Below are 25818 nucleotides of genomic sequence, written 5' to 3'. Positions count from 1 at the left end.
AAAAAACACTCCTAGCAGCCTAGTACCTGCTAAGAGTGTTTCATTCAATTATATGGTTTGACTCACTTCAGAAGGATCTGCCTTCAACACCCTCTTTTCACTCGGTTTAAGCATCGTTAACGCGATAATCGAAATGACACAGCAAATCGTCACATACGTACCAATGGCAGTAGTGCTTTTGAATTTTTCCAATAGGGTTAATGAAATCGTTGGAGCCAGTCCTCCGGCGATTATAGAAGCAAACTGATAGGCAATGGACGAGCCGCTAAACCGTAAATGCACTGGGAAAATTTCCGAAATAAGCGCTGCCTGCGGACCGTACACGACGGCCGGCCCAATGCTTGCAAGCATCGTAGCTAAAATAATCAGGCCTTTTACCTCTGTATTCACTAAATAAAAATACGGGAAAGCCATTACCAATGTCATAATCATCCCAGCGAGCGTGATATTTCTCCGGCCGAATCGATCCGATAAATGAGCGGACAAAGGAACAGCGACTAAGAACACGACGGACACAAGTAAGACAGCATTCGTAATAAATTGTTTATCTAGTTTAAGATGAACAGTCGCATAGTAGATGGCAAAGGTAGTATAAATATAGAACGGCACATTGTCCGCCAGACGCGTGAACGCTGCCAAAATGATCTCTTTAGGATACCCTTTAATCGATTCAAGGACTGGTGATTTGGCGGTGCGGTTCTCCTTTTTCATTTTTGCAAATTCTGGAGATTCCTCAATCCCAAGTCGGATATATAATCCAATAAAGACTAGGATAATACTTAAAATAAACGGAATTCTCCATCCCCATACCCCAAAGTTATCGCCGGTTAGAAAGATACACAGCGAAACAATGGACGTAGAGGCTAACATTCCGATTGGAACACCCAATTGCGTCATACTTCCCATTAAACCGCGGGATTTTTTCGAACTCCATTCAACGGAAAGGGTAACCGACCCGCCCCATTCTCCGCCAACACCAATTCCTTGAAGGAACCGAAGAATAACAAGCAGGACTGCTCCATACACGCCGATGGTTTCGTAGGTAGGCAATAGCCCCATCACCGTACTGCTGACTCCCATTAACAATAACGAAGTGACCAAGGCCGCTTTGCGCCCGATTTTATCTCCGTAGGAACTAAAGACAATGGCCCCAAGCGGACGTGCCAAAAACCCGATAAATAATGTAATGAAAGATTGCAGAACCCCCATAAAGGCAGTTGATTCTGGAAAAAATAATTTCGGAAAAACTAGCGCTGCCAATGTTCCGTAAAGGAAAAAGTCATACCACTCGATAGAAGTTCCTACAATACTGGCTAGTGCCACTTTTCTCATCTGCTTCTTACGTACTTTTTCAGTTACCTCCATACCCATCCCACCTCTTGTTTTATAAATTTATGATTTTTTTCAAACTAGCTTTTCACTAAAACGCTGGCGCAAAAGATTCTTGTTATACTTTCCGTTTGCATTTTTAGGGATTTCATTTGTAAAAACATACCGATCCGGCAGCCACCATTTAGGGAATCTTGCCGCTAACCATTGGCTTAGCTCTTCTTCTAGTAAACTTGTATTTCCATCCTGCTTAAGGACAACATATGCCAGCGGACGTTCCAGCCATTTTTCGTCAGGCATCGCGACAACACATGCTTCCGTCACTTCCGGATGGGCCATTAATTCATTTTCAAGTTGAACAGAGGAAATCCATTCCCCGCCGCTCTTGATCAAATCCTTATTCCGATCGACAAGCCGAATCGCCCCTTGTTTGTTAATCGTGGCAATGTCACCGCTCTTCCACCAGCCATTGTCAAAGGAAGAGGCGGAACGATCATCATTTAAATATTCGCTGGCAACCCATGGGCCGCGTGCCAGAATTTCGCCCATTTCTTGGTCATCCCATAAGATTTCTTCACCGAATTCATCGACGATTTTCATTTCGATGCCAGGAATTAAGATACCCTGTCTGGTGCGATAATGTATATTTTCACTCTCTGAGTTGTTTTCCTGATCTTTTCTAAAATGCAAAAATGTAATTAGTGGGGAAGTTTCTGTTGCGCCATAGCCTTGGACGACCGGAACGCGGTGTTGATAGAGAAATTTTTCAATAATTGCTTTAGGTGGTGCTTGTCCCCCAAGGAACAATGCTCTTAAACTGGAAATTTGATAGGGATGCTCTTCTAAAATATTGGCCATTTCAACGCCGATGGTGACGGCTGCTGCCGTTACGGTAACACTCTCGGATTCTATTAATGACAAAAGCTGATGAGCATTCGGGCGAGTACCCGGCAATACTAACTTTGCGCCTGTGGCAATAGCGGCATAAGGCAGCCCCCAGGCATTAACATGGAACATGGGAACGATGGGCATGATGCAATCTTTCTCTGAGATGGCGGTTACATCCGTATAAAGCAGAGCTGAGGTGTATAAGTATAGGCTTCTTTGCGTGTAAGTAACTCCTTTAGGAAGCCCCGTGGTAGCAGATGTAAAGCAAATGGTGGCAGGCGTGTACTCGTCCAGCATGTCAAACTGGAACTCTGGTTCCGCCCGATCTAGAAGCTCTTCATAACAATAAAGCGGCGAAAGTTTTGTTTCGGTATCGGGAAGGTTCTTGCCAAGGAAGACATATGCCTCAATATGAGGCAGTTGCGGCGAAATCGCTTCCACAATTGGCAATAAATCTTCATCGAAAAATAAAACCTTATCTTCGGCGTGGTTAATGGTGTAGACAATTTCGGGATGACCATAGCGAATATTAACGGTATGCAGCGCTGCGCCATAGCACGGGACTCCTAAATACAGCTCCAGATGCCGATGATTATTCCAGGCCATCGAAGCAATTTTATCCCCTTTTTCAATACCTAAAGATTTTAAAACATTAGCCAATTTCTTTACCCGTTGATAAAATTCCGCGTAATTGTAACGAAAAATCGAACCCTCAGACTCCCTTGATACAATCTCTTTATCGGGAAAGAACCTAGCCGTCCTCTCCAAAAACGTCCTTAAATTCAACTGTAACGAATTCATATCCATCCCCTTTCTTTAATAATCATAAAATTTAGAATTATCTACATTATATAGGTAACCACAGTAAATATACAGTTAACATTACCGACGTATGTGTAAGTTTAACTTACACAAAAGTGATGCATGGGGACGGTTTTTTTGCCTCAAAATAGTGGAGGCTAATAATTTCACTAACAATATGTAGAAAAGAGGCAATACCGTCACACTGCATCAATATACATCACCCAAAAAATGATGCACGAGAACCGTCCCCATGCCTCACCTCACTTAGGACTATTTCACTATATTATTACGAATATTCTAAAAACATATAGAATTATAGACGTTTTGATTTTATACTAAAAGGTAGTTTATTAGTTAGTTTAATAAACAAATATTAATACCTCTTGGAGGTGGTTTTCTCCCTTAATTGATTGCAGTACATTTTGTAAGCGTTTTTACACAGTAGAAAAAGGAGGGGTTTTTATGAAAAAGAGCAAACAGATTTCCACTATTATGCTGTCGGCCATGCTGTTGCTTGCACCGATGGGCGGCGGCCTTTCGGCAACAGCAGCGAGCGCAGGCAGCGGAAGCCAACCGGCAGCGTCGGCAATAGAAAATGCCAACGCTCACAAGGATTTAGGACAAATAAAGAAGTCCATGAAGGTGCTTCCGACAGTAAAAGAAATTCCTTATGGGGAGGGCATGACCTTTCACAGTCAGCCGACTAACATCAGCCATCCATTCAGCTCGATGTATAGTTCCAGCGGCCATGTCGATATTTGGAACGACTACGGCTATGATGAAAAGGAATTTTTCATGTCGGGGAAAGCCAATGTTTATAGCATTGACAAGCAAGATGTTCCATATATCCAATCGTCCGGAAACGATTATACAACAAGACTTTTAGTAAGATTTCCAAAGGATCCAGCCAAATTCTCCGGCCGTGTTTATGTTGATATTTTAAACGCATCAAGCGGCGTCGATTTGGAAGACACTTGGGGCCGAAGCTATGACTGGTATATGAAAGAAGGACATGCCTATATCGGGATTACTTCGAAAACGGACACCATCAATGCTTTAAAAAATTTCGACAGCAAGCGATACGCTGACCTCAATTGGAAGGTAAACGGCCAGGATGAAAACGGCCTGATTTGGGACATGCTGTCGCAATTGGGCTCGAAGCTGCGCAGTGATAGCGCTGGTGACATTCTTGGCGGACTGAAGCCTCAATATGTCTATTTATCAGGACAAAGCCAATCAGGCTTCTATTTGAACACATACATCACCTTATTTGAACAAATGCTTGAGAATTCCAATCACGGAAAACCTTTATTCAACGGGTATATGAATATCGTCGGACCCGGCACGACCAATGTGAACTCCGGCGGACCACAGCCAAAAACGACCTATTCAGCGACGGGCGTCCCTTATATGGTGATTATGTCCGAATTTGAGCATAATTTTGCGAACATGCCGGAATTTGCCTATGAAAGAAAGCATGACTCGTCCACAACGAAAGACAAGTTCAGATTTTATGAGGTAGCAGGAGCGCCGCATACGGACCCAACGCTCGACGTCATTCCATTTAGCGATGAAATTAAACTTGGAAACGGAAAAGGAAGACCGCCAAAGGATTATGACCCAGGCCATTATGAAAGCGATTTAAATCTGCAAAGCTATGTCAATGCCATTCAGGAGAACATGCATAAATGGGTGACCAAAGGCATTCCGGCCCCATCTGCTGACGACAAATGGCTTGATTATAATGAAAAAAACGCAGATGGAAAAACAATTTTTACAACAAAAACCGATAAAAACGGCAATGCTTTGGGGGGAATTCGTGACCCACGGATGGAGTTACCGATTGCGACTTATTATCCAAGTCGAAACGGCCTTCCTTTTGAAACGAACGGAAGCATGGTATTCTTCACGGCCGACAAAATTGCAAAAATGTACCCTGATTTTGAAAAAGATTACAAGAAGCCATTTTTAACACAGGCTAAGAAACTATTAGATCAAGGATATATTTTACAAGAAGGTTATGACAAGCTGGTAAACTATGTGAATGAAAAGAAAGGTTTCGGCGGGCCTGATGCCGATAAAATTAACGCGGTGGCCGATGCCAAGCCAACCAAGATTGTCGAAAAACCGTTTGACCCTGAAAAGGTTGGCTTCCATACGGTAGAACCAGATGTTGCGGCCCATCCGGAGCTGAGCCACCCTTATAACTCGATGCTCGATTCAGTTGGCGCGGTCGATATTTGGAACGACTATCATTATACCGAAAAAGAATTCTTCCTTTCCGGGAAGGCCAATATTTATGAGCTAGGCAATATCGAAGGCAACGATGTTCCGACGGTGAAGAGCGGTCCATATGATTATACGAACCGAATTATCGTGCGCATGCCTCAAGATATGAAGAATTTTTCCGGTGCCGTTTATATCGATATTCTTAACGCCTCCAATAATTCCGATATGGAAGACACTTGGAGAAGAAGCTGGGAATACTTCATGCAGAACGGCCATGGTTATATCGGAATAACATCAAAGGACGTAAACGTTGCAGCATTGAAAAAATACGACCCTGCCCGTTATGCGGATATTGATTGGACAGCAGATAAGGCGGGGCAATATGAAAACGGCTTGTTCTGGGATATGCTATCGCAGCTTGGGGTGGCCTTGAACGATGACGAGCAAAGCCAGCAAATCCTTGGCACAAAGCCCGATTTTGTGTTCCTTGGCGGGCAGAGCCAGTCAGGCATGTATGAGAATACGTATACTAACGTGTTCCAGCCGTATTTGTACAATGCTGAAAAAGATAAATACCTGTTTGATGGCTATTATAACTTGGTAGGCGCGATTCCTGCCTCCATCCAGCCTACGGGAGCGATCATGCCGTCATTAACAGACAAGAATACGCCAAAGACCGTTTTTAAAGCAATGGGGGTTCCGACAATGGTGGTCATGTCCCAGGCTGAATCGGGATTCAAAGAAGGTGCGGGCCTATTCCCTTCTTATAAAAACAAAAAAGATCAAAACAGTAAATATGATATTTTCAGACAATACGAGGTGGCCAACGCACCTCACTCCGATGCAATCTCGCCAATCATTCAGAATAATGATGCGCTGGTAAAGGCCGGGGTAGCACCGAGAAAGTACCCGGTAACCGATCTTCCCAACACGGTAAAAAGCAATCTCCACATCGATATGTTTGTAAGCGGCGCGCTCGATAACCTTTATGATTTTGCTGTAGCCAAAAAAGCGAACCCGAACGCCGATCCGAAGAAATACTTCCCAACTGCTGAGGATAAATGGCTGAAGGTCGACTCTTCCATAGGAAAATTTGCCAGGGATGCACACGGCAACGTCATCGGCGGACTCCGCCATCCATTGTCCGACAACCCGCTCGCCACCTACATGGTGCGAAGTGACTTCATGACCCTGTTCAGTCAGGAGAAGCTTGTATCACTTTATGGCTCAAAACAAAACTGGGTTGAAAGAATGAACACTTCTGTCGACAGCTTACTAGCGCAGGACCTCATCCCGCAAACAGTCGCCGACTCGTATAAAAAAGCGATTCATGAGGACGGTTCTTTTGGTTCATGGTGATGTGATGCATGGGGACGGTTCTCATGTCTCAAAATGGTTTATCCTGCTGATGTAGAAAATAGGCATGGAAGAACGAAGTAGTTCCACGCATAAAGGCCCGACTAGCTCTTATCCGCTAGTCGGGCCTTTTCATGCGTAAAGCTTCGTATTGCACATCTTAAAATGATGCATGAGAACCGTCTCCACGCACCGCGCCCACACACCCAAAATGATGCACAAGAACCGTCCCCATGCCTCATCATGCCTCACCCAATCTGCTCTTCCATGTCCCTAAGAATATTCTCTAAGGTAACGACAATACCCTTATCGTCCTTGTAGCAGATGTGGTTTGGGCGGAAGTGGACGGGTGAGTCTAATCCGGCTGCTGCCGCAATCCGAAACAGCCCTTGTCTTAGGGTGACGAGGTAATTGACCACTCGGTATTTCTTCTCGTCGATCACGAGGGCCTTTTGCAGGTCGGGGTCAGTGGTGGCCACTCCCACCGGACAAGCATTTGAGTGACACTTTAATGTTTGAATACAGCCGACCGTAATCATAAATCCGCGGGCAATGTTGACCAAATCCGCCCCCATCGCTATGGCAATGGCAATCCGGTCAGGCGTGAACAATTTGCCCGAGGCAATGATTTTCACGCGGTCCCGCACGCCGTATTTTTTCAAGGTTAAATCCAATATAGGAAGGGCCGATTTAATCGGAAGGCCGACGCTATCAATCAATTCCTGATAGGAGGCGCCCGTTCCGCCTTCGCCGCCATCGACGGTAATAAAGTCCGGACCTTTTCCGGATTCCTTCATATATCTAGCCAGTTCCTCCGCGCTATCAGGGCTGCCGATGACAATTTTCATGCCGACCGGCTTCCCTGTATGCTCGCGAATTTTTTCAATAAAGTCACACATGGAAGCGATATCGCCAAATTGTTTAAAGCGATTAGGGCTGTCTACCGATTTATAGGGCTCCACCTTTCGGATCGCGGCGATTTCCGGATTGACTTTCTCCGCGTCAATATGCCCGCCGCGGGTCTTTGCCCCTTGCGCCAGCTTGATTTCAAATGCCTTCACCTGCGGAATCTCGCTTTTCCGCTTTAATTCATCCCAATCCATATCCCCATTTGCGTCGCGAACCCCGAACATGGCCGGGCCAATCTGCATAATGATGTCGGCGCCGCCTTCCAAATGATACGGGGACAAACCGCCTTCGCCAGTATTCATCCAGGTCCCCTTCGCCAGGGCCAAGCCTTTGGATAATGCTGTAATGGCGTTTTTCCCCAACGCCCCATAACTCATCGCCGACATACCGATTAAACTTTTGACAACGAAGGGATGCCTGGTTTTTGGGCCAATCACGACCGCATCATCATCGTGAAGCAAGTTGGCCAGCGCATCGTCATCTTCCCATTTTTCCTTCCGGTCCGTAAACAGCGGGTCGTTTAGCAAAATATATTTTTTCGTCGTAACCATTGTTTCCTGGTCCATTTTGATTTCTTCGTTTAGTTTTGGGAACATAGAATTACGGACAAAAAATCCCTCTTCATCAAAATCGCGTTTCGACCCGAAGCCCACGACATCCCGCTTATACTTCGCACTCCTGACAATGTGCTCATAATCATCCCGCGAAAAAGGCTTCCCTTCCGTATCGCTGTTAAACCAATACTGCCGCATCTCAGGGCCAATTTTTTCAAAAAAATAACGAATCCGACCCAAGGCAGGATAATTCCGCAAAATCGAATGCTGCTTCTGATTCCGATCGAAAATTAACAAATATCCAATAAAAACAACCACCCCCAGCAACACAAGCGCAATAAAAGCAAACTCAATAATCACTAATATATTGGCAATCTCCATCATTCCAAGGCTCCTATTCAAGTCTAAATTTGATATAAACTTAATATTTGTCGGCGTTGGGAAATTTATGTAATGATGCATGGGGACGGTTCTCGTGCCTCACTCTTAAGTCGATGTGCGGATTGTTGGACAGGGACATTTCTAATAGAGTTCGGGCCTTTAATCCTTTTCCAAATTTAATACAAAAAGACACCCGAAAAATCACTGAATAAACGAGCAGGTCTCCCCTGCCTCTTTTTTGTATAATAAAAATCAGATGATAAATGTATTGGAGTGTCAGGTATGAAAGCAGTTTTTTTTGATTTGGATGATACCTTATATGACCAGTTGAAGCCTTTTCAGATCGCGTTTGATTGTGTATTTCCGGGTGTTAATAATATTTCATTAATAGAATTATTTACGAAAAGTAGAGAGTATAGTGATAGAGTCTTTGCAGCTGGAGGACATGATCAGGCAACTATTTTAAGACAGAAAAAAAGGGGTGAGCCTGTTTTATTACGGCGAAACCCCTTTTTTGAAAAAATCGTCTCACTTCTCCAACTATAGCTAGGGAAAATGATGCATGAGAACCGTCCCCATGCATCATCCAAATTTAAAAAACCAGCGGTGGAAACGTTGTGCTACGTATAGGGTGGCGTAGACTGAAATCCAGGAAACATACCATTCCCAGTGGATGTATTTTATAAGGTTGGTGAATTTTTCAAACAGGACTTCTGAAATGATTAACACGGTTGTGATCACAGCTGTGTAAAGGGTCCGTTTCCAAATACTTTTATGAATTGGATAATGCAAGACATAAAACACACTAATGAGAGGATATACCCAAAACTCAAAGGTGAAACTTGTTCTGTTAACCGAAGCAAACTCCCTAACTGGGTATTCGATCCAATTTAACTCTGCCACGATAAGGCCTAAAGACCAGGTTATTAACTGCTGAAAAATAAAAATGACACTTGCTTCACTTAAACGTTTTTTAGGGATTAAGACCAATGAGAAGATGGTGAGGGACCAGATGGAATAAAGAAATGTCACTTCCATTCTTCCGATCCTCCCACTTCAGGATAAGCCTGGAGCTTTGTGGTTCCCATAAGCCATATGACGTATCTTCTGCAGGCCCAAAATTCAAATACAAAATTAAAGAAGAATCTAATTAGTTGTTGGGCATCGATTCTCATAATTCTTGTAAACGTCGTAAGTAAATACATATATAAAATAATGACCCCGGTGAACACAACGTAATGGAGAACCACTCTTAGTTTCCCGCCCTGGTCAGGATACCAGCGATGAAAGACAACAGCCATGGTCGGATAGAACATAAACTCCGAGGTAAAACTAATTTTGGTTGCTCGTTCAAATAGGCGAACTTCTGATGATAAGGCGCCAAAGGCTGTAAGAGCAATGCTAAAAACCCATGTTAATGACTGAAAAAAGAAGAAAACGGCCATAAACTCCCGCAATCTTGATTTTGGTATGACTATGAGCAATGTGATAATACAAACTATCCAAATTATAGCGAGAATGAAATAATCAAAGGTCATATACTGCCCTCCTTATAGAGGTAGTATTAGGAGTTTGTATGGTACAAATACTTTTAGGATTGTAAAAATTGTAAAAGACTTGGGGGAAATCAAGGGGACGGTTCTTTAAGGCTTTCGCCAGCGGAACCGTCCCCATCCTTCGTAGATAAAATTGATGCACGAGAACCGTCCCCATGCCTCACCCATGCTTAAGCGCCTTCATGCTGTACATGTTCTTATCAGCTAATTTCAGTAGGTCGTCGAATGTTTTTCCTTCGCTGGGGTATAGGGCTGCACCGATGGATACACTAATTTCAAGCTCAACAGGTGATACATCCTTTAGATTTTGATGGATTTTGTCGATCATTTCAGCCAAGTTTTCCTTTTTCTTGGCTCCTGGGGTAATGATTAAAAATTCATCTCCACCCCACCGAGCGAGGATATCCTTTTCCTTTACACTTTTCTTTAATTGAGCAGCAATCGTCATTAAATATTGATCACCAGCTTTATGGCCATAAACATCATTTATTACCTTAAAATCATTCACATCCAGCAGCAAAAGAGCAAAGTTTTGGCCCTTCTGTGTGGAAATATACTTTTCAACGAATCTTCTATTGTAAAGCGTCGTCAAGATATCCTTTTCTGAATAATAGATGGCAATATCATATTGTTTCCCGAACCACCATGCAAACGCAAGCATGATAGGCAATCCGATTATTTCAAACCAGCTTATATATCCATCCCTATAAAAATAATAGCTCATATATAAGGAATTAATGATTAAAACCATCAAGAACGTTACAACCCTGCCTTTAATTACCATAAGACCAACATCCTTCTTGTCATTTAAAAATGCATTCGCCTTTTCTACTGAAAGTTTCATATGGACTATTCTCACGGTTTTTAAAGTGTTCCGGTGAAACGGTCCCTTTGTTTTTTGGCCAATATGCTGCCGATCGGAAAATGGTCGTTTCTCTTCATCATGATGTCTTCTTTTTTCCTTTGGAATAGGCTTAGAAAAGCATCCGCAATATCAGGGTCGAATTGCTTCCCTTTATTTTTTTCAATCTCTAGCAGCGCCAATTCCAGCGGCACCTCTGGACTGTATACACGTTTTGAAATAATAGCATCAAAGGTATCTGCAACAGCGACAATCCGGGCGGTTAATGGGATCTCATCCCCTTTTAGTCCCTTGGGATAGCCCTTTCCATCGAATCTTTCATGATGGTACAAAACAATGTCTATTATCCCCTTTTCATGAAACTCTTTCACGTGTTGAATCATTTCGCAGCCTATTATAGGGTGTTTTTTTATAAAAGAAAATTCCTTCTCCGTTAATTTTCCTGGCTTTAAAAGGATGGATTCAGGGACCCCAATTTTTCCAATATCGTGAAGCAATCCCCCTATTCTGACGGTTTCAATCATCTCATTCGACAATCTCAACTGCTTAGCAATTTTCACGGCATAGTCCGATACATTGTGGGAATGTCCCGATGTATAGGTATCTCTTGAATCTAATGCATTTGATAAAGCGGAGATTAATTCTAAATGATCGTCCTTTATCTTCTGACTTTTTTTCATAAATCCAACCGAAATATACAGAATGATAAGATACGTAACTTCTAGGATCATGAATCTTAGTAACGTGTTAGATTGCAGGTCCAACTGGAACCTGAAATACACCACCAACGTGGTTACGGTAACCAAGAATGAAGTGGAGCGCCGATAATAGCCGATGCCTAAAAAAACAACAGCGAGGATAAAACCAATATATAAATTTTGCTCCCTAATTTTTAATAAGTGAAAAAAGAGATTAATCGCCATAACAATCATAAATCCATAACGAAAAATAACAGGCTTATTTAACAGGTCATTTATCCTAAGCTGCAAAAGAATCTCCCCCGAACACAACCTAAATCTATTACAATTTTACTATATCTATCATAAAAATAACTTTTTTCCAAATAGTGTTCAAAAATCAGACAAAAAGATGCATGGGGACGGTTCTCTTGCCTCACTTTAGCCAAAATCATCCATGGATGAAAAGATGCATGGGGACGGTTCTTCTGCCTCATTCAATCCAAAACCGTCCATGAATGATGCACGAGAACCGTCCCCATGCCTCACCCATGCCTCAAACCTAAAATTATCCACCATAAAATGACAAAAAAACTAAACTCCACCATGTAGGCGTTTGATGTATACTAGAAGGAGTGTATTTTTAAAGTTTAGGAGAGTTTGCTATGTGGTTTGTTTTTGCTGTTTTGGCAGCTGCTTGTTTTGGGCTCCGGGGGATTCTTTATCATTGGACCTCGCAGCGGCCGATTGATCGTAATCTGATGCTGTTAGGCGTTTATATTTCTGGAACCGTTATCACACTAGCCAGCAATGTAGTATTCCAGCAGCCGTGGACTATTGAAGCATTGTTAGGTTTCTTTTTGGGGTTGTTTTCGTTTATCGCAAATGCCTCGATGTATAAGGGTTATGCCGTCGGCAAGGCCTCAATTATCGCATTATTTACAGGACTTCCGCCGCTGGTAGTCGTGATTCTTGCTTACATCCTTTGGCGTGAAGCACTTTCAACATGGCAGTTCATCGCATTTTTCATCGTTTTGGTTGGTCTGCTTTTAATCAAATATTCACAGGATTTAAAGCTCAATCAATTAAAGGGGATTCAATGGGGAATCTTGACGATGCTGTTTTTCGGGTTTACCGACACGACCGTAAAACTAGCTACCTTGTCTGGCGCGTCAACGTTTCCTGCTTTAACGGTCATGTTTGCAACTGGTGCTGTCTTGTTCGGACTATCATGGGCACTTGGCAACGCCAAAGCAAACAAAGCCCGGCATGAAGCCGCAGCCGCCGTTGAAACAGGGTTAATGGAGCGTGCCGGCAGCTGGACCGTGAAAAAAACACTCGGTATTGGAATGGGAGTGGGGATTACAAATGCTCTAGGAATGATTTTAATCTTCCCTGCCTTCCGCGATGGGATTACCGGGATTGTCTCCGCCATCGTCGCCATGAACGTGGCCTTTGTCATTCTTTACGCCCGCTTCTACCTCAAAGAAGCCTGGAACAGACGCGAAGTCACCGGCCTCATCCTGGCCTTTATCGGCATCCTGATATTGCGCGTCGCCTCGTAGGATGATGCACGGGGACGGTTCTCATGCCTCATTTTGTTGAGGCACAGGAACGCGTTTGATGCAGAAGAACCGTCCCTATGCATCAAAAAAGCGGCCAATTTCAGTTAAAATGAAATTGGCCGCTTTATTTATTTTTGCTCATGTATTTGTCTCCATGTTTTTATTGATTGATCATGTTTTCTTCTGTTTGTTCCGGAAAATAGTCGGAAATACGGGTAAACAGGTAAGTGAGATATGATTGAAGTTCAAATCGGTCTTCTTTTAGAAAGTCGTCAAACGAAGTTTTACTTTTTTCCACGTCTCTTCCCCTTTCTTCGTCGTGATTTGGAAATCTAGACATACACCATATCTAAATAAAAATAATTTTACCCTAAGATTTTAATTCTTGGTTAAATGCCTAGCCTTACAGTATCGGCCCCGCCCTACGCACAATACCATGATGGCCACACGCGCCATCCACCTGTTCTTATTATAATTGAAAACGGTTACATATTCAAAGATTATTATATTACAAGTTTTGACAAAGTGCTACAAACGAATGGGTAACCACCCAACTAGCCAAAAATGAACGGTTTTTTATAAATCAGGCTGCATAATAATTAGTGATGCACGGGGACGGTTCTTCTGCATCATTCCCCATCCAAATTTAAAATAAAAATGATGCATGAGAACCGTCCCTACGCTTCATATTCTTTTATTTGTTCTTTCAAGGACAATATGTAGTTCATCATTGCGACTCTGACTATGGAAGGATAGTAACGGTTATAAAGTTCTTGTTCACATTCTTCTAAATCCATCTTTTTTACTTCGATAATCTTGTTTAATTCCTCTACTGTCATTAATAGCCACCCCTACCTTTAAAATATCTCTATTTCTGTCAATCTAATAAACTTCCCCAAGGTACTATATTTTAAGGATGGACAATTTTTTCATAGATTATACATACGTCTCGCCTTCTTACAAAAAAACAAAAAAAGCTAACCACCTTGCTAGTTTCCTTTAGCAATAGAGGTTCGCTTTTTCGAGAAATCCACTATACAAGTATTCACCCTAAAATGAAGCACAAGAACCGTCCCTCTGTCCCAATTCCATATTGGAGAAGTTTTCCCGCGAAGGTCATAGATAGAAGGGGGATGTTTATTTTTTTGTTTTTGAGCAGGTTTAGGACCCATTGGCACCAGGCCTTTTCCTCTTGAACGAGTCTGAATTTCCGGTGGAATAGGAGGTAGCGGCCAAAGTTTTTGGAATTGGTCTCCAGTTCTTGGGTCTCTTCTATTATTTTAATTTTGTCGGAAAGTCTGGTGACAGATTCTTCTAATTTTGCCATCCGGTCATGGATTAATTTTATCGATTTTTCCTCATCGGCAACCCAAGAAGAATAGACCTTGATAAGAAATTCATCTCTATTCACGGGGTCAGACGGTGTTTTAACCATCCAGTTTGCTAACGCCTCTTTGCCCTTTTCTGTGATGGAAAAAATCTTTTTATTTGGCCTTCCCATTTGTTCGACAAATTCATGGACTAGAAGTCCCTTATCCTCCAACTTGGTTAGAAGCGGATAAATTTGACTATGTTTGGCCGGCCATATGGGATCTAAATAATTCACTAATTCGTATCCGGTACAAGGCTTTCTGCCGATAACACTAAGAATCGCATATCCCAGAGTATTGATAGCAATCACCCCAATCTTTAAACCACGGCATCCAAATATCCTCTGTAAATGCTGCAGTTTACGGTGCTATAAGTATAGCATTCTTATATCCAGAGGTGAAATAAACCTTCATTGACACCAATATTATACATATAATATACACCAAAAATAGTACTAATGACACCGGTAAATAATCCTAAAGAACCACTGATGCTCGTACGTTTCTTGCTTAACACAAAGGGAATTCCAATAATGGTCGTAAAGAAAAGCATACCGATCACCGTTCCTAAACCAAATATGAGGATATAAACAGCGGCTTCTCCTACGCTCTTTACTGTACTCATCGTTAGCAGAATCATCGCTCCGCTCCCTGCAAGACCATGAACCAAACCGATTACCGTTGATCCTAAGTACGTCACCTTTTTATGCTTATGCTGGTGATTATGTTTGCCGCTATTTATATGAGAATGGACATGCTTATGCTCCTCAACATCACCATCATGTTTATGAGAGTGTATATGGATATTTTTAAAAGAAATAATGGTTTTAATTCCAAGAAAAACAAGCATAATTCCGACTAAAAATTCTAAAGACATGGCCCATTTCTCCGGTATTTCACCCTTCATCAAAATGACAATAATACCGACGATAAATAATGTCACAGTGTGGCCAATCCCCCAAAATACTCCAGCTAAAGAAGCCTGCCATAGCTTTTTGCTTTGGCTTGCAATGGTTGATACTGCAATCACATGATCGGGTTCAATGGCGTGCTTAATACCCAAAATCAGGCCCAATGCCAGCACAGACAATAACGTAACATCCATAAGATTTCTCCTCTACTTTCTAGTAAAAACCCAGCAATCCTAACAATTGCTGGGTTATGAACATTAATATTTTCTTAAAAAACTTGGCTTCTTGTTAAACCATTCTTGACTTAGAATCGAATGTAAGTCAGAAAATACTTTTTCAACAGTTTGTGTGGTATTGGCTAATACCCGAACGGTAAACCCTGGAACAGAAAGCAGCGAGATCCCTAGTTTATATTCCTCTGGGTTGTGAGGTAAAGCCTGATATAACCGATCAAGCAGGTCAGGAGTTGTTTTTTCCTCTATCACAATCATTGATCCTAAATGTGAATAGCCCTCCATCAAACCGATCCCATCCATGTTCTGTGAAACTGGATTTAATTTAATATGATCAAATACAACCAGCTCATCGTCCAAATAAATTTCATTGATAAGCTGGAGCAAATCATAGCTAAATCGATTTCCATCGGGCGACCATCCCGGGGTAATGATATCGGAGTAAAGAAGGGAACTCCCTTTTTCTATATAAAACACGTTTTTTTGTTTATAACGTGCATGTTGATAACCGATAAGCGGGTCTGGAATATACTCAAGATAACTCCCTTCTTTTAAATGAAATTCAGCTTCCTGATAGGCATGCGAATGAGGTGTCTTATAAATTTTGGTTGCCGATTGTGTGGTTAAGGTTAATTGCGCCTGCTTCTCTAAAGAAATATTCATTTGATAGCGGTCGCCGTCTAAATAACCGCCGCCAGGATTTAAAATATAATAGCAGGCCTGGCCGGAATCATCATGATAGACGGGACGCATGACTTTAAACGCCCCTTGGAAATAAACATCCTTCGCTATCGTCTTCCCGTTTTTTGCTTCCGCGCCTAAACGCAAAACTCCTGTCCAGTCCTCCATCTTACTCCAATCCTTTTAAAAGCGCATTTTTCTTAATCCAGTCTATGACTTGATCAAGACCGTCATTTTCTTTCAAATTAGTAAAAACAAAAGGCTTGTTGCCACGGAAAACCTTCGTGTCCGACGCCATCACCTCAAGACTTGCACCAACGAACGGAGCTAAATCTGTTTTATTAATAATAAATAAGTCCGATTTAATCATACCTTGTCCGCCTTTACGCGGAATTTTTTCCCCTTGTGCAACATCGATAATATAGATGGAAAAATCAACGAGTTCCGGACTGAAAGTGGCTGCCAGGTTATCTCCGCCACTTTCGACAAAAATTAGTTCCACATCGGGATGCTTTGCCTTTAATTCATCAATGGCTGCAAAGTTCATCGATGCATCTTCACGAATCGCTGTATGTGGACAGCCGCCAGTTTCCACACCGATAATACGGTCAGCTGGAAGCACGCCATTTTTCATTAAGAATTGGGCATCTTCTTTTGTATAAATATCATTTGTGACAACTGCCATACTAAGTTCATCTTTTAAAAAACGGGTTAATTTTTCTACTAACATCGTTTTGCCTGCTCCGACAGGTCCGCCTACACCAATTTTAATTGGTTCCATTTCTAACACTTCCTCTTTCTATTAAGACATAAATATTCGAATATTTACTCGTTCATGCTTCATTTGAGATAATTCCAGTCCAGGAGAGACAATTCCAAAATCTTCTTCCTCTAAACTTTGGATTTTTTCGGCAGCGTTGATTAATGCTGCTTGAAACTCCTGGATTGATTTCTGACCGGCCGTTTGCCCTAACGGAATCGCCCGCACCGCATTTTGGACAAGACTTGAAACGGTAGAATATAAATAATACATAGTGGTGGTTTTTTTAGGAACTCCTAGATGATGACCAACGATTGTAAAAACAATGGACGGATGACCGAAGGATTGTTTATTCTTGATTCGCTCTCGATAGACTGCAAGAATTGGAATATCATAGAGTGATTCCACGAGATTCAACATTCGGTCACCGATTCGCTGCGTTCCTTCCCGCGTTTCACGGGGTAAATTTTGCACCATCAGCATCCGGTCCAATTTCCACACCTTTTCTAGATCTTCCTTCTCCAATGCCTCATAAACAAGGCGGGAAGCAAGCCCATCTGAATAGATGAGCTGCTCGTTGACATACACATGAAGCCATTCTAAGAATGAGGCTTTATCATGAACTTTATCTTCTTGAATATAGCTCTCAAGCCCATACGAGTGACTAAATGCCCCCGTCGGAAAATTCGAATCACACAGCTGAAATAAGGATAACATTTGATCAGTCATGGCTATGACCTATATGACGAAATGCTTGCTTTACTTTGCGATCCTCTCGTTTATAAGGGATCTGCAGGTTTTGAAGTAATTCTTCTACAAGATAATCGTACTGAACAAGCATCTCGTCCCCTTCAAATTGGGCTGGCAAGTGGCGATTCCCTAATTGATGGGCAATCGTTCCCATTTCATTCATACTGCGCGGGCAAATAATCAATAAATCATCTGATATCACATCGATAATAATCATGTTTTTATCATCCATATATAAAACATCACCAGCAACAAGGTCACGCGGCTCTTTTAACCGGATGCCGATTTCTGTACCGTGATCTGTTGTAACGCGCTGAATTCGTTTCACTAAATGGGCGCTTTCGAGGTAGACTTTTTCCTTATGACGTTTGGCTATCTCTTCTTTATCCATTTGTTCAATATTCGTTACGATTTGTTCGATTATCAAAACCTTCACCTCTAAAATAGGAAATATCGTTGCCCCATCGGTACCTTATCAACAGGGTCACAGGTAATTACTTCCCCGTTAACTCTTACTTCATACGTTTGCGGATCCACCGTAATTTCAGGTGTTTCAGAATTCAGCTTCATATCTTTTTTCGTTAATTTGCGGATTCCCCGAACAGGAAGAATTAATTTTTGCAAGCCAAGCTTTTCATGGACCTTACCGTCAAATGCTGCCTGCGAAATAAAAGTAATGGAAGAGCTTGTAAGAGCCTTGCCAAGCTGTGCATACATCGGACGGTAAATCACCGGCTGCGGTGTTGGAATCGACGCGTTTGCATCACCCATTAAACCCTCCACCACAAAGCCGCTTTTAATCACCATTTCAGGTTTCACACCGAAAAAGGCAGGATCCCAAACGACTAGGTCGGCAATTTTTCCAACCTCTATTGAGCCTACGTATTCAGAAATACCATGAGTAATGGCTGGGTTAATCGTATATTTGGCGACATAGCGCTTTGCACGATTATTATCGGCAAGCTCCTTGTCTCCTTCTAAAATACCTCTTTGTTTCTTCATTTTGTCAGCTGTCTGCCATGTACGTAAAATCACTTCACCAACGCGTCCCATTGCCTGAGCATCGGAGCTGACCATACTGAATACACCCATATCCTGAAGAATATCTTCTGCAGCAATGGTTTCTTTGCGAATTCGTGAATCCGCAAATGCAAGATCTTCCGGAATCGATGGGTTTAAGTGGTGGCACACCATTAACATATCAAGGTGCTCATCTACTGTATTAACCGTATACGGTAAAGTTGGGTTCGTAGATGATGGCAGAACATTCATATAACCTGCTGATTTAATTAAGTCTGGAGCATGTCCGCCGCCAGCTCCTTCTGTATGGTACATATGAATGACCCGATCTTTTAGAGCGGCCATTGTATTTTCCATAAAGCCTGCTTCATTTAACGTATCAGCATGAAGGGCAACCTGTACATCATATTTTTCAGCTACCTTTAGAGCATTATCAAGCGCGGATGGGGTTGCTCCCCAGTCTTCATGGACCTTAAGACCGATGACACCTGCACGTACCTGTTCTGCCAGCGGCTCTTCTGAAGCAGCCTGACCTTTACCAGTAAATCCGACATTAATCGGCATTCCCTCTGCTGCTTCCAGCATCCGGTGGATATGCCATTCACCCGGTGTTACAGTGGTGGCCTTTGAACCTGCAGCAGGGCCTGTTCCTCCGCCAATCAGGGTCGTTAATCCTGAAGCTAATGCAGTTCTGATTTGTTCAGGGTTAATAAAGTGCACGTGGGTATCAATCCCGCCGGCAGTAACGATCATCCCTTCACCAGCAATTACTTCTGTACCAGCCCCGATGATTATGTCCACATTGTTCATAATTAATGGATTACCCGCTTTACCAATCCCGGCAATTTTTCCATCACGGATACCGATATCGGCTTTGTAAATACCCGTATAGTCTAAAATAACCGCATTCGTAATGACGACATCAGCAATTCCATCACCTCGTGTTACAAGCGGATGCTGTCCCATTCCGTCACGGATGACCTTACCGCCGCCAAATACGACTTCATCCCCATAAGTGGTGTAGTCCTTCTCAATCTGAATCGTTAAGTCTGTGTCTGCTAAACGAATAGAATCTCCTGTAGTCGGACCATACATTTGAGCATATTGATTTCTTGTCATTTTAAAACTCATTTGCTGCACCCCTTTTCTACTGATCCATCCACCTTATTGTTAAAGCCATATACACGGCGCTCCCCAGCAAAGTCTACTAATTCAATTTCTTTTTCGTCGCCTGGCTCAAAACGAACCGCAGCCCCTGCTGGAATATTCAGCCGTTTTCCGAATGCTTCGTCCCGATTAAATTTCAAAGCATCATTTACTTCGAAAAAATGAAAATGCGATCCTACTTGAACTGGGCGGTCCCCAGTATTGATGACCGTTAGTTTCGATGCTGTTCGATCAGCATTACAGATAATTTCTTCTTCTTTTAAAAATAATTGTCCCGGAATCATTTCATTACTCCTCCCGTCATTTGTTATTTAATTGGACTATGTACAGTCACAAGTTTTGTTCCGTCAGGAAAAGTTGCTTCAACTTGAATATCATGGATCATTTCGGGAATACCTTCCATCACATCTTCACGTGACAAAATGGTTGTTCCGTATTCCATTAATTGGGCAACTGTTTTTCCATCCCGTGCACCTTCTAAAACTTCATAGGTGATAAGAGCGACTGCTTCTGGGTAATTCAGCTTCAATCCTCTGTCTTTTCGGCGCTTTGCAAGGTCTGCAGCCACTACAATCATGAGTTTGTCGATCTCGCGTGGTAATAGTTTCATAGATATACCTCCTCTAATTTTTTGCATAATAATATGACAGAACCCGCCAAAAGGCAGTTCTGTCATTACTCGCCGGAAATCAATGAATCCTGAACATCACGATATATGTTAATGAAGGAATATCATGACGATGAAAATATCTGATTGATTCCCAATGATTTATACTATATCATCATAATTATCATATATCAATTTTTATATATTAATAAATTTATATATGTAAAAAAATATATTTTTTAGCAGTTTTTATGAAATTACAAAAAAGGAGATTAAGAGGATGAAGACAGACGTACCAAAATCTTTAAAGGGTGGGAAGTTTTATCCCTTCCTAAGAGCATCCCTCAAAGGAATCTCTCAGGTCATATTGATTGAGAATTCCATCACCGGATTACTAATCCTAATTGCCATTGCCATTTCCTCTATTTATTTAGGGGTGATTGCACTGCTGTCCGCCATGATTGGGACATTCACAGCGATGTTGGGGGGCGCCGATAAAGAATCTATCGATCAAGGTTTGTTAGGGTATAACTCCGTCCTAACGGGAATGGCGTTGGCATTATTCTTACAGGGGCCTTATATGTGGACTGTGGCTTTAGCTGGTGCTGTAGTAGCAGCGGTTTTGACGGCCGCAATGATGCATTTTATGAAAAATACAAAGGTACCTATTTTAACGTTTCCTTTTATTGTTCTGACATGGTTAATGCTGCTTGCGGCTTATAAATTAAAACATTTATCATTAAGCGCTTCCTTAGTCCCTCAGGATTTGGCAAACTGGCAGCTAAATATTGCGGGAAAAGTGAATTTATTAGATGGAGTTTTCCATGGGATTGGGCAAGTGTTTTTTCTTAATAATACATGGTCTGGTATTCTTGTTTTAATTGCTGTTTTTTGGGGAAGCAGAAAACTGGGAATGTACGCAGCGATTGGAAATGCAGCGGCCATCATCATAGCCTATGTTCTAGGCGGAGAACACTCCTTAATCGTCTTAGGACTCTACGGCTACAACGCCATCCTAACCATCATTGCCGTATCCGGTGTATTTAATGAGAAGCACAATCGTTATAACCTACCATCAGGCATCCTTGCCGCCTGTCTAACCGTACCCATTACAGCAGGACTCAGCACATGGCTCCTCCCCTACGGCCTCCCCGCCCTAACCATGCCATTCGTCCTCTCCACCTGGCTCATCCTCGGAGCCAGAAAAACCATGCCGAATTTGTAAGGCATGGTGATGCATGGGGACGGTTCTTCTGCCTCATTCTTTCTGAGGCAAAGGGACGGTTCTTCTGCCTCAAAATGGTTGATTCAAAGGAAACACGGGGATGGTCCTCAGGAGCAAACGTGTTTTGATGCATGAGAACTATCCCCGTGTCCCACTTGATGCATGAGAACCGTCCCCATGCACCACTTTTACGCTCTACTGGATATTTATTTACAGTTGTGGTAAATTCCATTTTGCATAGGGCAGGTAAACCAAGGAGGTCCATATGAGTAAAGGGAAGATATTGATTGTTGAGGATGAAAGGAAAATTGCACGCTTGATTCAATTAGAGCTTGAGCATGAAGGGTATGAGACAGGTACTGCCTACACGGGGTTGGAGGGTTATTCATTATTTAAACAAGAAAATTGGGACCTGCTGTTATTGGATGTGATGCTGCCTGAATTAAGCGGCCTTGAAGTGTTAAGGAGAATCCGCACTGCCAATGACCAAACCCCCGTGATTTTACTAACTGCCCGCGATGCCTTGCCTGATAAAGTGAGCGGATTAGATTTAGGGGCCAACGACTATATTACCAAGCCATTTCGAATTGAAGAATTACTTGCTCGGATTCGTGTATGGCTCAGGCAATCAGTCCTCCAAGAAGAACCAGCTGATTCCTCTCTTAGCATAGGGGATTTAACCATCAATCAAAAAACACGGGAAGTAGTCCGTGCCGATCAGTCCATTGAATTAACACCAACAGAATATGAATTACTTCTATACTTAGTACAAAATCAAAACCAAGTCCTAACATTTGATCAACTGTTATCAAATGTATGGGGGTTTGATTATTACGGTGACAGCAATGTCGTCTATGTATACATACGTTATTTACGCAAAAAGATTGACGCCCCATTTTCAAAACCTTATATTCACACCATTCGCGGTGTTGGATATATGTTAAAGGAATAAGGTATGAAGATTCAAACGAAAATCATCTTTACATCTACCATCTGGCTATTAATTCTTCTGGTATTAGCTAATAGTTCCATTTTTTTTATTTTTAAAAAAACAATGACGGATCACGCAATTGAACGAATTCAAACAGAGAGCAGCAATATAATAGAAGGAGTAAAACAAGCAAACCCTTCTTCCGTTAATTTTGCAAATTTATTACGCGCTTATTTGCCGCCAAATGGAATGATCCGGATTCTACCTCCAAAGGGCAAACCCATTCTGGTAGTGATGAAAAATAACTTCAAGCTGCAAGACCTTCCGTATTCCTATAAAGCAGGTGAACATATGGCCGTTGAAAGGGTGGATCAACATTTATATGCGGTAGGAAAAACACCGATGATTTGGACCCATGGCGATATCGTTTCACTAGAAGTAATAGAACCCTTAACAGATGTCGAACATTCACTAAGCATCCTACAGGTAATTTTAGTAGTCGCGTCTCTCGTCATTTTAATTCCAACGATTATTGGCGGCCGCATACTAAGCCAAATTATCCTTGGTCCCATCAAAGCACTTATTCAGACAATGGAAGAGATACAGGAATCAAGAACGTTTAAAAAAATTAGCAGAGACCGCCCCTCAAAAGATGAGCTCGACCAAATGGCCAACACGTTTAACAACATGATGGAGTTATTAGAGAGAAGTTATAAGAAGCAGGAACAATTCGTTTCAGATGCATCTCATGAATTAAAAACTCCCCTTACCGTGATTGAAAGCTACGCTAGTATGTTAAAACGCTGGGGAATGGAACGGCCTGATATTTTGGAAGAGGCAATCGATGCCATTCATTCCGAGTCAATCCGGATGAAACAGCTTACGGGGCAGATGCTTTTACTAGCAAAGGGTGATACGCAGTGGGAACTAAAAATTGAGAAAATAGATGTGGCAGACATTTGCCGCGAAACCGCGAAGTATCTTCAGCAGGCGTTTGAACGCAAGATTTCAATTCATCTCAACACAGACCATCCATTAATGATGGCTGATGGAAAGAAAATAAAACAGTTGCTCTATATTTTAGTCGACAATGCTATCAAATACAGCGAAAAACCGATAGACATCTCGATTTCTCGAAGCAGCCATTCTTTGCTTCTTGCGATTACCGATTATGGAATCGGCATTCCAAAAGATGAATTAGCACGTGTATACGAGCGATTTTTCCGAGTAGATAAAGCCAGAAGCCGTGATACTGGCGGTTCAGGGTTAGGTTTGCCCATCGCCAAGAAAATTGTTGCTGCCCATAACGGCGAAATTCACATTGACAGTGAGGAAGGAAAAGGAACAACGGTTACGTTAAAATTCCCGCGCCACTTCTCCAACGATTCTAAGGTATCTTTAATAGAGGATTAAACAACCTATGATACACTGTCTCAACAACAGAAGAGGTGAATGGATGAAAAAAATAGCGGCAGGCATTTTGCTAATCCTTATCATAGGCGCTCTGGGCTGGTATGGTGCAACAATGGCGTTCAATCGTTCCCATCCCTCCCTTTCGGAAGACAAGGTCAGCCAAATGATTTTGAACAAATACGGCGGAATGATTCAGAACATAAGCATGATTCAAGAAAACTATAAATTGACTCTTGTTAAAGATCAGATTAAATATGACATCATTGTAAATGGCCGAACGGGGGAAGTGCTCTCTATGACTAAACAAGGCGCACCTGACACAACGGATCGCAGGCAGCCAGAAACGAAGGAACCGCCACCTAGCAATAATGGGGTTGCTCCAGAAACCCCCATCGCCATCGAAAAAGCAAAAGCATTAGCATTAGAAAAAGTAAGCGGCACAATCACTTCGGCGAAATTAGATGAAGAAGATGGTGAACTGGTATACGAGATTGAAATCAAACAATCGAAATCTAAGAAGGCAGAAGTGATCATTAATGCCTATTCAGGAAAAATTGAATCAATTACTTTTGAAACAGAGGATGAAGACTAAACGTGCGGCGTAATGCTGCACGTTTTTTTTTCAAAAAATGGAGGGGTTTAATGCTGTCATGAGGTATTCTTCGATTTTTCTAAGAGAATTTTAAACTTCTCCTTCAATTTCTTTAAAATTGATTGGTTATGATGTAGTTACTAACAAACAAGGAGGTTATCAAGAATGAACTTCTTTTCCATTCTATTAACAGGCAGTTTACTCACAGGCGGTTTAGGCGCAAGTGCTTATGCGTTGACAAATCATCAGCAAACGGCAGCACAAACAAATGAAACAGTAAAGACAATTAGTGAAATAAAAGCAAAAGAAATCGCCTTAGGCGCATCAAAAGGCGGGCTCGTAACAAAGTGCGAGCTGGATCAGGATAACGGCATGACAAAATATGAAATTACGATTATAAAGCAAAATGAAGAATTTGAAGTGGAAGTAAATGCAGAAACCGGCAAGGTCTTGAAATTGGAACAGGAATTGCAAGATAAGGCTGGGGATGAGGATAAGGCTGAACATAAGAATGAGGCTCCTCTGCAGGGTGTTACACCGACTATTTCATTAGAAAACGCCAAGAAAACAGCCTTGGACATAATAAAAGGTTCCATTACGAAAGCAGAATTGGATGATGAGGACAAGTCGCTCGTTTACGAAGTGGAAATAAAGACAGCTGATCATCAGGAAGCAGAGGTTAAAGTAGATGCAATCAGCGGAAAAGTTTTAAGCACGGAATTTAGTGATTAAATCATCCAGCAATTGAAGAAAAAATTCTAGGAGGGTTCCATATGTTTCAAAATTTTGAAGTTAAACCAATGTTTGAAAACCAATACCACCAACGCCATCAATTTTCATTAAAAATGAAAGGACATACCTACCAAGGGATTTTCCGAAACGGAAAAATCCAATGGTTCTATCCAACACCACAATCCAAACTCGAGAAAAAAGTCGTTCAACAGGTAGAAACCAAAGTCAATGATCTCATGACACGCCACCTGGCATAAGGCACGGGTGAGGCATGGGGACGGTTCTCGTGCTTCACTTTTTTCATGGGGTGAGGCAC

The 25818-nt window shown here is 42.1% G+C and carries 28 protein-coding genes; 9 read left to right on the top strand and 19 right to left on the bottom strand.

What is annotated here, in order from left to right; genetic code table 11:
* Nucleotides 1-48: 48 nt before the first annotated feature.
* Together ACNQGS_RS16735 and ACNQGS_RS16730 are read right to left on the bottom strand one after the other, a co-directional pair.
* A complete protein-coding gene (locus tag ACNQGS_RS16735) occupies nucleotides 49-1365 on the bottom strand; it encodes an MFS transporter (protein ID WP_491488288.1) in 1317 nt (438 codons plus the stop codon).
* A gap of 39 nt (nucleotides 1366-1404) precedes the next feature.
* Nucleotides 1405-3018 carry a long-chain fatty acid--CoA ligase gene (locus ACNQGS_RS16730; protein ID WP_491488287.1) on the bottom strand — a complete coding sequence of 538 codons (1614 nt, stop codon included), beginning with the start codon at nucleotides 3016-3018 and terminating at the stop codon, nucleotides 1405-1407.
* A gap of 465 nt (nucleotides 3019-3483) precedes the next feature.
* On the opposite strand from ACNQGS_RS16730, the gene ACNQGS_RS16725 reads away from it, so the two are divergent.
* A complete protein-coding gene (locus ACNQGS_RS16725; protein WP_491488286.1) occupies nucleotides 3484-6609 on the top strand; it encodes an alpha/beta hydrolase domain-containing protein in 3126 nt (1041 codons plus the stop codon).
* Between the two features lie 245 nt (nucleotides 6610-6854).
* Here the strand turns inward: ACNQGS_RS16725 and ACNQGS_RS16720 are convergent, their stop codons facing one another.
* Nucleotides 6855-8450, bottom strand: coding sequence for an FMN-binding glutamate synthase family protein (locus ACNQGS_RS16720; RefSeq protein WP_491488285.1), 1596 nt, complete (start codon nucleotides 8448-8450; stop codon nucleotides 6855-6857).
* A gap of 282 nt (nucleotides 8451-8732) precedes the next feature.
* On the opposite strand from ACNQGS_RS16720, the gene ACNQGS_RS16715 reads away from it, so the two are divergent.
* Nucleotides 8733-8996, top strand: a complete 264-nt coding sequence (locus ACNQGS_RS16715; RefSeq protein WP_491488284.1) for a hypothetical protein — start codon at nucleotides 8733-8735, stop codon at nucleotides 8994-8996.
* A gap of 36 nt (nucleotides 8997-9032) precedes the next feature.
* Here ACNQGS_RS16715 and ACNQGS_RS16710 read toward each other — a convergent pair whose 3' ends face one another.
* The 5 genes from ACNQGS_RS16710 to ACNQGS_RS16690 all read right to left on the bottom strand — a co-directional run bounded on the left by ACNQGS_RS16710 (nucleotide 9033) and on the right by ACNQGS_RS16690 (nucleotide 12124).
* Nucleotides 9033-9488, bottom strand: coding sequence for a CBO0543 family protein (locus ACNQGS_RS16710; protein ID WP_491488283.1), 456 nt, complete (start codon nucleotides 9486-9488; stop codon nucleotides 9033-9035).
* The gene (locus tag ACNQGS_RS16705; RefSeq protein ID WP_491488282.1) at nucleotides 9479-9988 is read right to left on the bottom strand and encodes a CBO0543 family protein; all 510 of its coding nucleotides are present in this window, start codon (nucleotides 9986-9988) and stop codon (nucleotides 9479-9481) included. The genes ACNQGS_RS16710 and ACNQGS_RS16705 overlap by 10 nt, the downstream gene beginning before the upstream one ends.
* A 178-nt stretch (nucleotides 9989-10166) precedes the next feature.
* A complete protein-coding gene (locus ACNQGS_RS16700) occupies nucleotides 10167-10850 on the bottom strand; it encodes a diguanylate cyclase (protein WP_491488281.1) in 684 nt (227 codons plus the stop codon).
* 20 nt (nucleotides 10851-10870) lie between these two features.
* Nucleotides 10871-11857 (bottom strand): HD-GYP domain-containing protein, encoded by a 987-nt coding sequence (locus ACNQGS_RS16695; RefSeq protein WP_491488280.1) that lies wholly within the window; start codon nucleotides 11855-11857, stop codon nucleotides 10871-10873.
* Nucleotides 11858-11986: 129 nt separating this feature from the next.
* Nucleotides 11987-12124 carry a hypothetical protein gene (locus ACNQGS_RS16690; RefSeq protein ID WP_491488279.1) on the bottom strand — a complete coding sequence of 46 codons (138 nt, stop codon included), beginning with the start codon at nucleotides 12122-12124 and terminating at the stop codon, nucleotides 11987-11989.
* A gap of 86 nt (nucleotides 12125-12210) precedes the next feature.
* Here ACNQGS_RS16690 and ACNQGS_RS16685 point away from each other — a divergent pair, with 86 nt between their 5' ends.
* Nucleotides 12211-13110 (top strand): EamA family transporter, encoded by a 900-nt coding sequence (locus tag ACNQGS_RS16685; protein WP_491488278.1) that lies wholly within the window; start codon nucleotides 12211-12213, stop codon nucleotides 13108-13110.
* A 160-nt stretch (nucleotides 13111-13270) separates the two neighbouring features.
* Here the strand turns inward: ACNQGS_RS16685 and ACNQGS_RS16680 are convergent, their stop codons facing one another.
* The 11 genes from ACNQGS_RS16680 to ACNQGS_RS16630 all read right to left on the bottom strand — a co-directional run bounded on the left by ACNQGS_RS16680 (nucleotide 13271) and on the right by ACNQGS_RS16630 (nucleotide 20612).
* Nucleotides 13271-13408 (bottom strand): hypothetical protein, encoded by a 138-nt coding sequence (locus tag ACNQGS_RS16680; RefSeq protein WP_241113738.1) that lies wholly within the window; start codon nucleotides 13406-13408, stop codon nucleotides 13271-13273.
* 379 nt (nucleotides 13409-13787) lie between these two features.
* On the bottom strand, nucleotides 13788-13949 hold the full coding sequence (locus ACNQGS_RS16675) for a hypothetical protein (protein WP_213117382.1): 162 nt from the start codon (nucleotides 13947-13949) through the stop codon (nucleotides 13788-13790).
* Between the two features lie 206 nt (nucleotides 13950-14155).
* Nucleotides 14156-14791 (bottom strand): PadR family transcriptional regulator, encoded by a 636-nt coding sequence (locus ACNQGS_RS16670; RefSeq protein WP_378584630.1) that lies wholly within the window; start codon nucleotides 14789-14791, stop codon nucleotides 14156-14158.
* 74 nt (nucleotides 14792-14865) lie between these two features.
* Nucleotides 14866-15585, bottom strand: coding sequence for an urease accessory protein UreH domain-containing protein (locus tag ACNQGS_RS16665; protein ID WP_378584628.1), 720 nt, complete (start codon nucleotides 15583-15585; stop codon nucleotides 14866-14868).
* 63 nt (nucleotides 15586-15648) lie between these two features.
* Nucleotides 15649-16473 carry an urease accessory protein UreD gene (locus ACNQGS_RS16660; protein WP_378584626.1) on the bottom strand — a complete coding sequence of 275 codons (825 nt, stop codon included), beginning with the start codon at nucleotides 16471-16473 and terminating at the stop codon, nucleotides 15649-15651.
* Nucleotide 16474: 1 nt separating this feature from the next.
* Nucleotides 16475-17086: an urease accessory protein UreG gene (gene ureG, locus ACNQGS_RS16655; RefSeq protein ID WP_213143857.1), complete on the bottom strand. Its 612-nt coding sequence runs from the start codon at nucleotides 17084-17086 to the stop codon at nucleotides 16475-16477.
* A gap of 21 nt (nucleotides 17087-17107) precedes the next feature.
* Complete coding sequence (locus ACNQGS_RS16650; RefSeq protein WP_378584625.1) at nucleotides 17108-17794, bottom strand: urease accessory protein UreF; 687 nt, start codon at nucleotides 17792-17794, stop codon at nucleotides 17108-17110.
* Nucleotides 17787-18242, bottom strand: coding sequence for an urease accessory protein UreE (gene ureE / locus ACNQGS_RS16645; RefSeq protein ID WP_378584624.1), 456 nt, complete (start codon nucleotides 18240-18242; stop codon nucleotides 17787-17789). Before ureE ends, ACNQGS_RS16650 begins: the two co-directional genes overlap by 8 nt.
* An 11-nt stretch (nucleotides 18243-18253) precedes the next feature.
* Nucleotides 18254-19966, bottom strand: a complete 1713-nt coding sequence (ureC, locus tag ACNQGS_RS16640) for an urease subunit alpha (RefSeq protein WP_378584622.1) — start codon at nucleotides 19964-19966, stop codon at nucleotides 18254-18256.
* Nucleotides 19963-20286 carry an urease subunit beta gene (locus tag ACNQGS_RS16635; protein WP_378584620.1) on the bottom strand — a complete coding sequence of 108 codons (324 nt, stop codon included), beginning with the start codon at nucleotides 20284-20286 and terminating at the stop codon, nucleotides 19963-19965. Before ACNQGS_RS16635 ends, ureC begins: the two co-directional genes overlap by 4 nt.
* Before the next feature lie 23 nt (nucleotides 20287-20309).
* Nucleotides 20310-20612, bottom strand: coding sequence for an urease subunit gamma (locus ACNQGS_RS16630; RefSeq protein ID WP_213143852.1), 303 nt, complete (start codon nucleotides 20610-20612; stop codon nucleotides 20310-20312).
* A 277-nt stretch (nucleotides 20613-20889) separates the two neighbouring features.
* On the opposite strand from ACNQGS_RS16630, the gene ACNQGS_RS16625 reads away from it, so the two are divergent.
* From ACNQGS_RS16625 to ACNQGS_RS16600, 6 genes are all read left to right on the top strand, one after another.
* Nucleotides 20890-21834 (top strand): urea transporter, encoded by a 945-nt coding sequence (locus ACNQGS_RS16625; protein ID WP_378584617.1) that lies wholly within the window; start codon nucleotides 20890-20892, stop codon nucleotides 21832-21834.
* 265 nt (nucleotides 21835-22099) lie between these two features.
* Nucleotides 22100-22786: a response regulator transcription factor gene (locus tag ACNQGS_RS16620; protein WP_378584615.1), complete on the top strand. Its 687-nt coding sequence runs from the start codon at nucleotides 22100-22102 to the stop codon at nucleotides 22784-22786.
* Between the two features lie 3 nt (nucleotides 22787-22789).
* Nucleotides 22790-24178 (top strand): HAMP domain-containing sensor histidine kinase, encoded by a 1389-nt coding sequence (locus tag ACNQGS_RS16615; protein WP_378584613.1) that lies wholly within the window; start codon nucleotides 22790-22792, stop codon nucleotides 24176-24178.
* Nucleotides 24179-24221: 43 nt separating this feature from the next.
* A complete protein-coding gene (locus ACNQGS_RS16610) occupies nucleotides 24222-24770 on the top strand; it encodes a PepSY domain-containing protein (RefSeq protein ID WP_378584612.1) in 549 nt (182 codons plus the stop codon).
* Between the two features lie 165 nt (nucleotides 24771-24935).
* Nucleotides 24936-25502 (top strand): PepSY domain-containing protein, encoded by a 567-nt coding sequence (locus tag ACNQGS_RS16605; RefSeq protein ID WP_378584610.1) that lies wholly within the window; start codon nucleotides 24936-24938, stop codon nucleotides 25500-25502.
* Between the two features lie 41 nt (nucleotides 25503-25543).
* Nucleotides 25544-25759: a DUF5342 family protein gene (locus tag ACNQGS_RS16600; RefSeq protein ID WP_491488277.1), complete on the top strand. Its 216-nt coding sequence runs from the start codon at nucleotides 25544-25546 to the stop codon at nucleotides 25757-25759.
* Nucleotides 25760-25818 lie beyond the last annotated feature (59 nt).

The organism is Neobacillus sp. PVCKKU3 (assembly GCF_058323225.1).
Note: the sequence above shows the minus strand (reverse complement) of the source record. Positions and strands in the feature narration are given on the sequence as shown.

Excerpts from the sequence above, each read along its gene's own strand:
- ACNQGS_RS16735 (WP_491488288.1), bottom strand. The coding sequence starts at position 1,365 with ATGGAGGTAACTGAAAAAGTACGTAAGAAGCAGATGAGAAAAGTGGCA.
- ACNQGS_RS16730 (WP_491488287.1), bottom strand. The coding sequence starts at position 3,018 with ATGAATTCGTTACAGTTGAATTTAAGGACGTTTTTGGAGAGGACGGCT.
- ACNQGS_RS16725 (WP_491488286.1), top strand. The coding sequence starts at position 3,484 with ATGAAAAAGAGCAAACAGATTTCCACTATTATGCTGTCGGCCATGCTG.
- ACNQGS_RS16720 (WP_491488285.1), bottom strand. The coding sequence starts at position 8,450 with ATGGAGATTGCCAATATATTAGTGATTATTGAGTTTGCTTTTATTGCG.
- ACNQGS_RS16715 (WP_491488284.1), top strand. The coding sequence starts at position 8,733 with ATGAAAGCAGTTTTTTTTGATTTGGATGATACCTTATATGACCAGTTG.
- ACNQGS_RS16710 (WP_491488283.1), bottom strand. The coding sequence starts at position 9,488 with ATGGAAGTGACATTTCTTTATTCCATCTGGTCCCTCACCATCTTCTCA.
- ACNQGS_RS16705 (WP_491488282.1), bottom strand. The coding sequence starts at position 9,988 with ATGACCTTTGATTATTTCATTCTCGCTATAATTTGGATAGTTTGTATT.
- ACNQGS_RS16700 (WP_491488281.1), bottom strand. The coding sequence starts at position 10,850 with ATGAAACTTTCAGTAGAAAAGGCGAATGCATTTTTAAATGACAAGAAG.
- ACNQGS_RS16690 (WP_491488279.1), bottom strand. The coding sequence starts at position 12,124 with ATGGTGGATAATTTTAGGTTTGAGGCATGGGTGAGGCATGGGGACGGT.
- ACNQGS_RS16685 (WP_491488278.1), top strand. The coding sequence starts at position 12,211 with ATGTGGTTTGTTTTTGCTGTTTTGGCAGCTGCTTGTTTTGGGCTCCGG.
- ACNQGS_RS16675 (WP_213117382.1), bottom strand. The coding sequence starts at position 13,949 with ATGACAGTAGAGGAATTAAACAAGATTATCGAAGTAAAAAAGATGGAT.
- ACNQGS_RS16665 (WP_378584628.1), bottom strand. The coding sequence starts at position 15,585 with ATGGATGTTACGTTATTGTCTGTGCTGGCATTGGGCCTGATTTTGGGT.
- ACNQGS_RS16660 (WP_378584626.1), bottom strand. The coding sequence starts at position 16,473 with ATGGAGGACTGGACAGGAGTTTTGCGTTTAGGCGCGGAAGCAAAAAAC.
- ureG (WP_213143857.1), bottom strand. The coding sequence starts at position 17,086 with ATGGAACCAATTAAAATTGGTGTAGGCGGACCTGTCGGAGCAGGCAAA.
- ACNQGS_RS16650 (WP_378584625.1), bottom strand. The coding sequence starts at position 17,794 with ATGACTGATCAAATGTTATCCTTATTTCAGCTGTGTGATTCGAATTTT.
- ureC (WP_378584622.1), bottom strand. The coding sequence starts at position 19,966 with ATGAGTTTTAAAATGACAAGAAATCAATATGCTCAAATGTATGGTCCG.
- ACNQGS_RS16635 (WP_378584620.1), bottom strand. The coding sequence starts at position 20,286 with ATGATTCCGGGACAATTATTTTTAAAAGAAGAAGAAATTATCTGTAAT.
- ACNQGS_RS16630 (WP_213143852.1), bottom strand. The coding sequence starts at position 20,612 with ATGAAACTATTACCACGCGAGATCGACAAACTCATGATTGTAGTGGCT.
- ACNQGS_RS16625 (WP_378584617.1), top strand. The coding sequence starts at position 20,890 with ATGAAGACAGACGTACCAAAATCTTTAAAGGGTGGGAAGTTTTATCCC.
- ACNQGS_RS16620 (WP_378584615.1), top strand. The coding sequence starts at position 22,100 with ATGAGTAAAGGGAAGATATTGATTGTTGAGGATGAAAGGAAAATTGCA.
- ACNQGS_RS16615 (WP_378584613.1), top strand. The coding sequence starts at position 22,790 with ATGAAGATTCAAACGAAAATCATCTTTACATCTACCATCTGGCTATTA.
- ACNQGS_RS16610 (WP_378584612.1), top strand. The coding sequence starts at position 24,222 with ATGAAAAAAATAGCGGCAGGCATTTTGCTAATCCTTATCATAGGCGCT.
- ACNQGS_RS16605 (WP_378584610.1), top strand. The coding sequence starts at position 24,936 with ATGAACTTCTTTTCCATTCTATTAACAGGCAGTTTACTCACAGGCGGT.
- ACNQGS_RS16600 (WP_491488277.1), top strand. The coding sequence starts at position 25,544 with ATGTTTCAAAATTTTGAAGTTAAACCAATGTTTGAAAACCAATACCAC.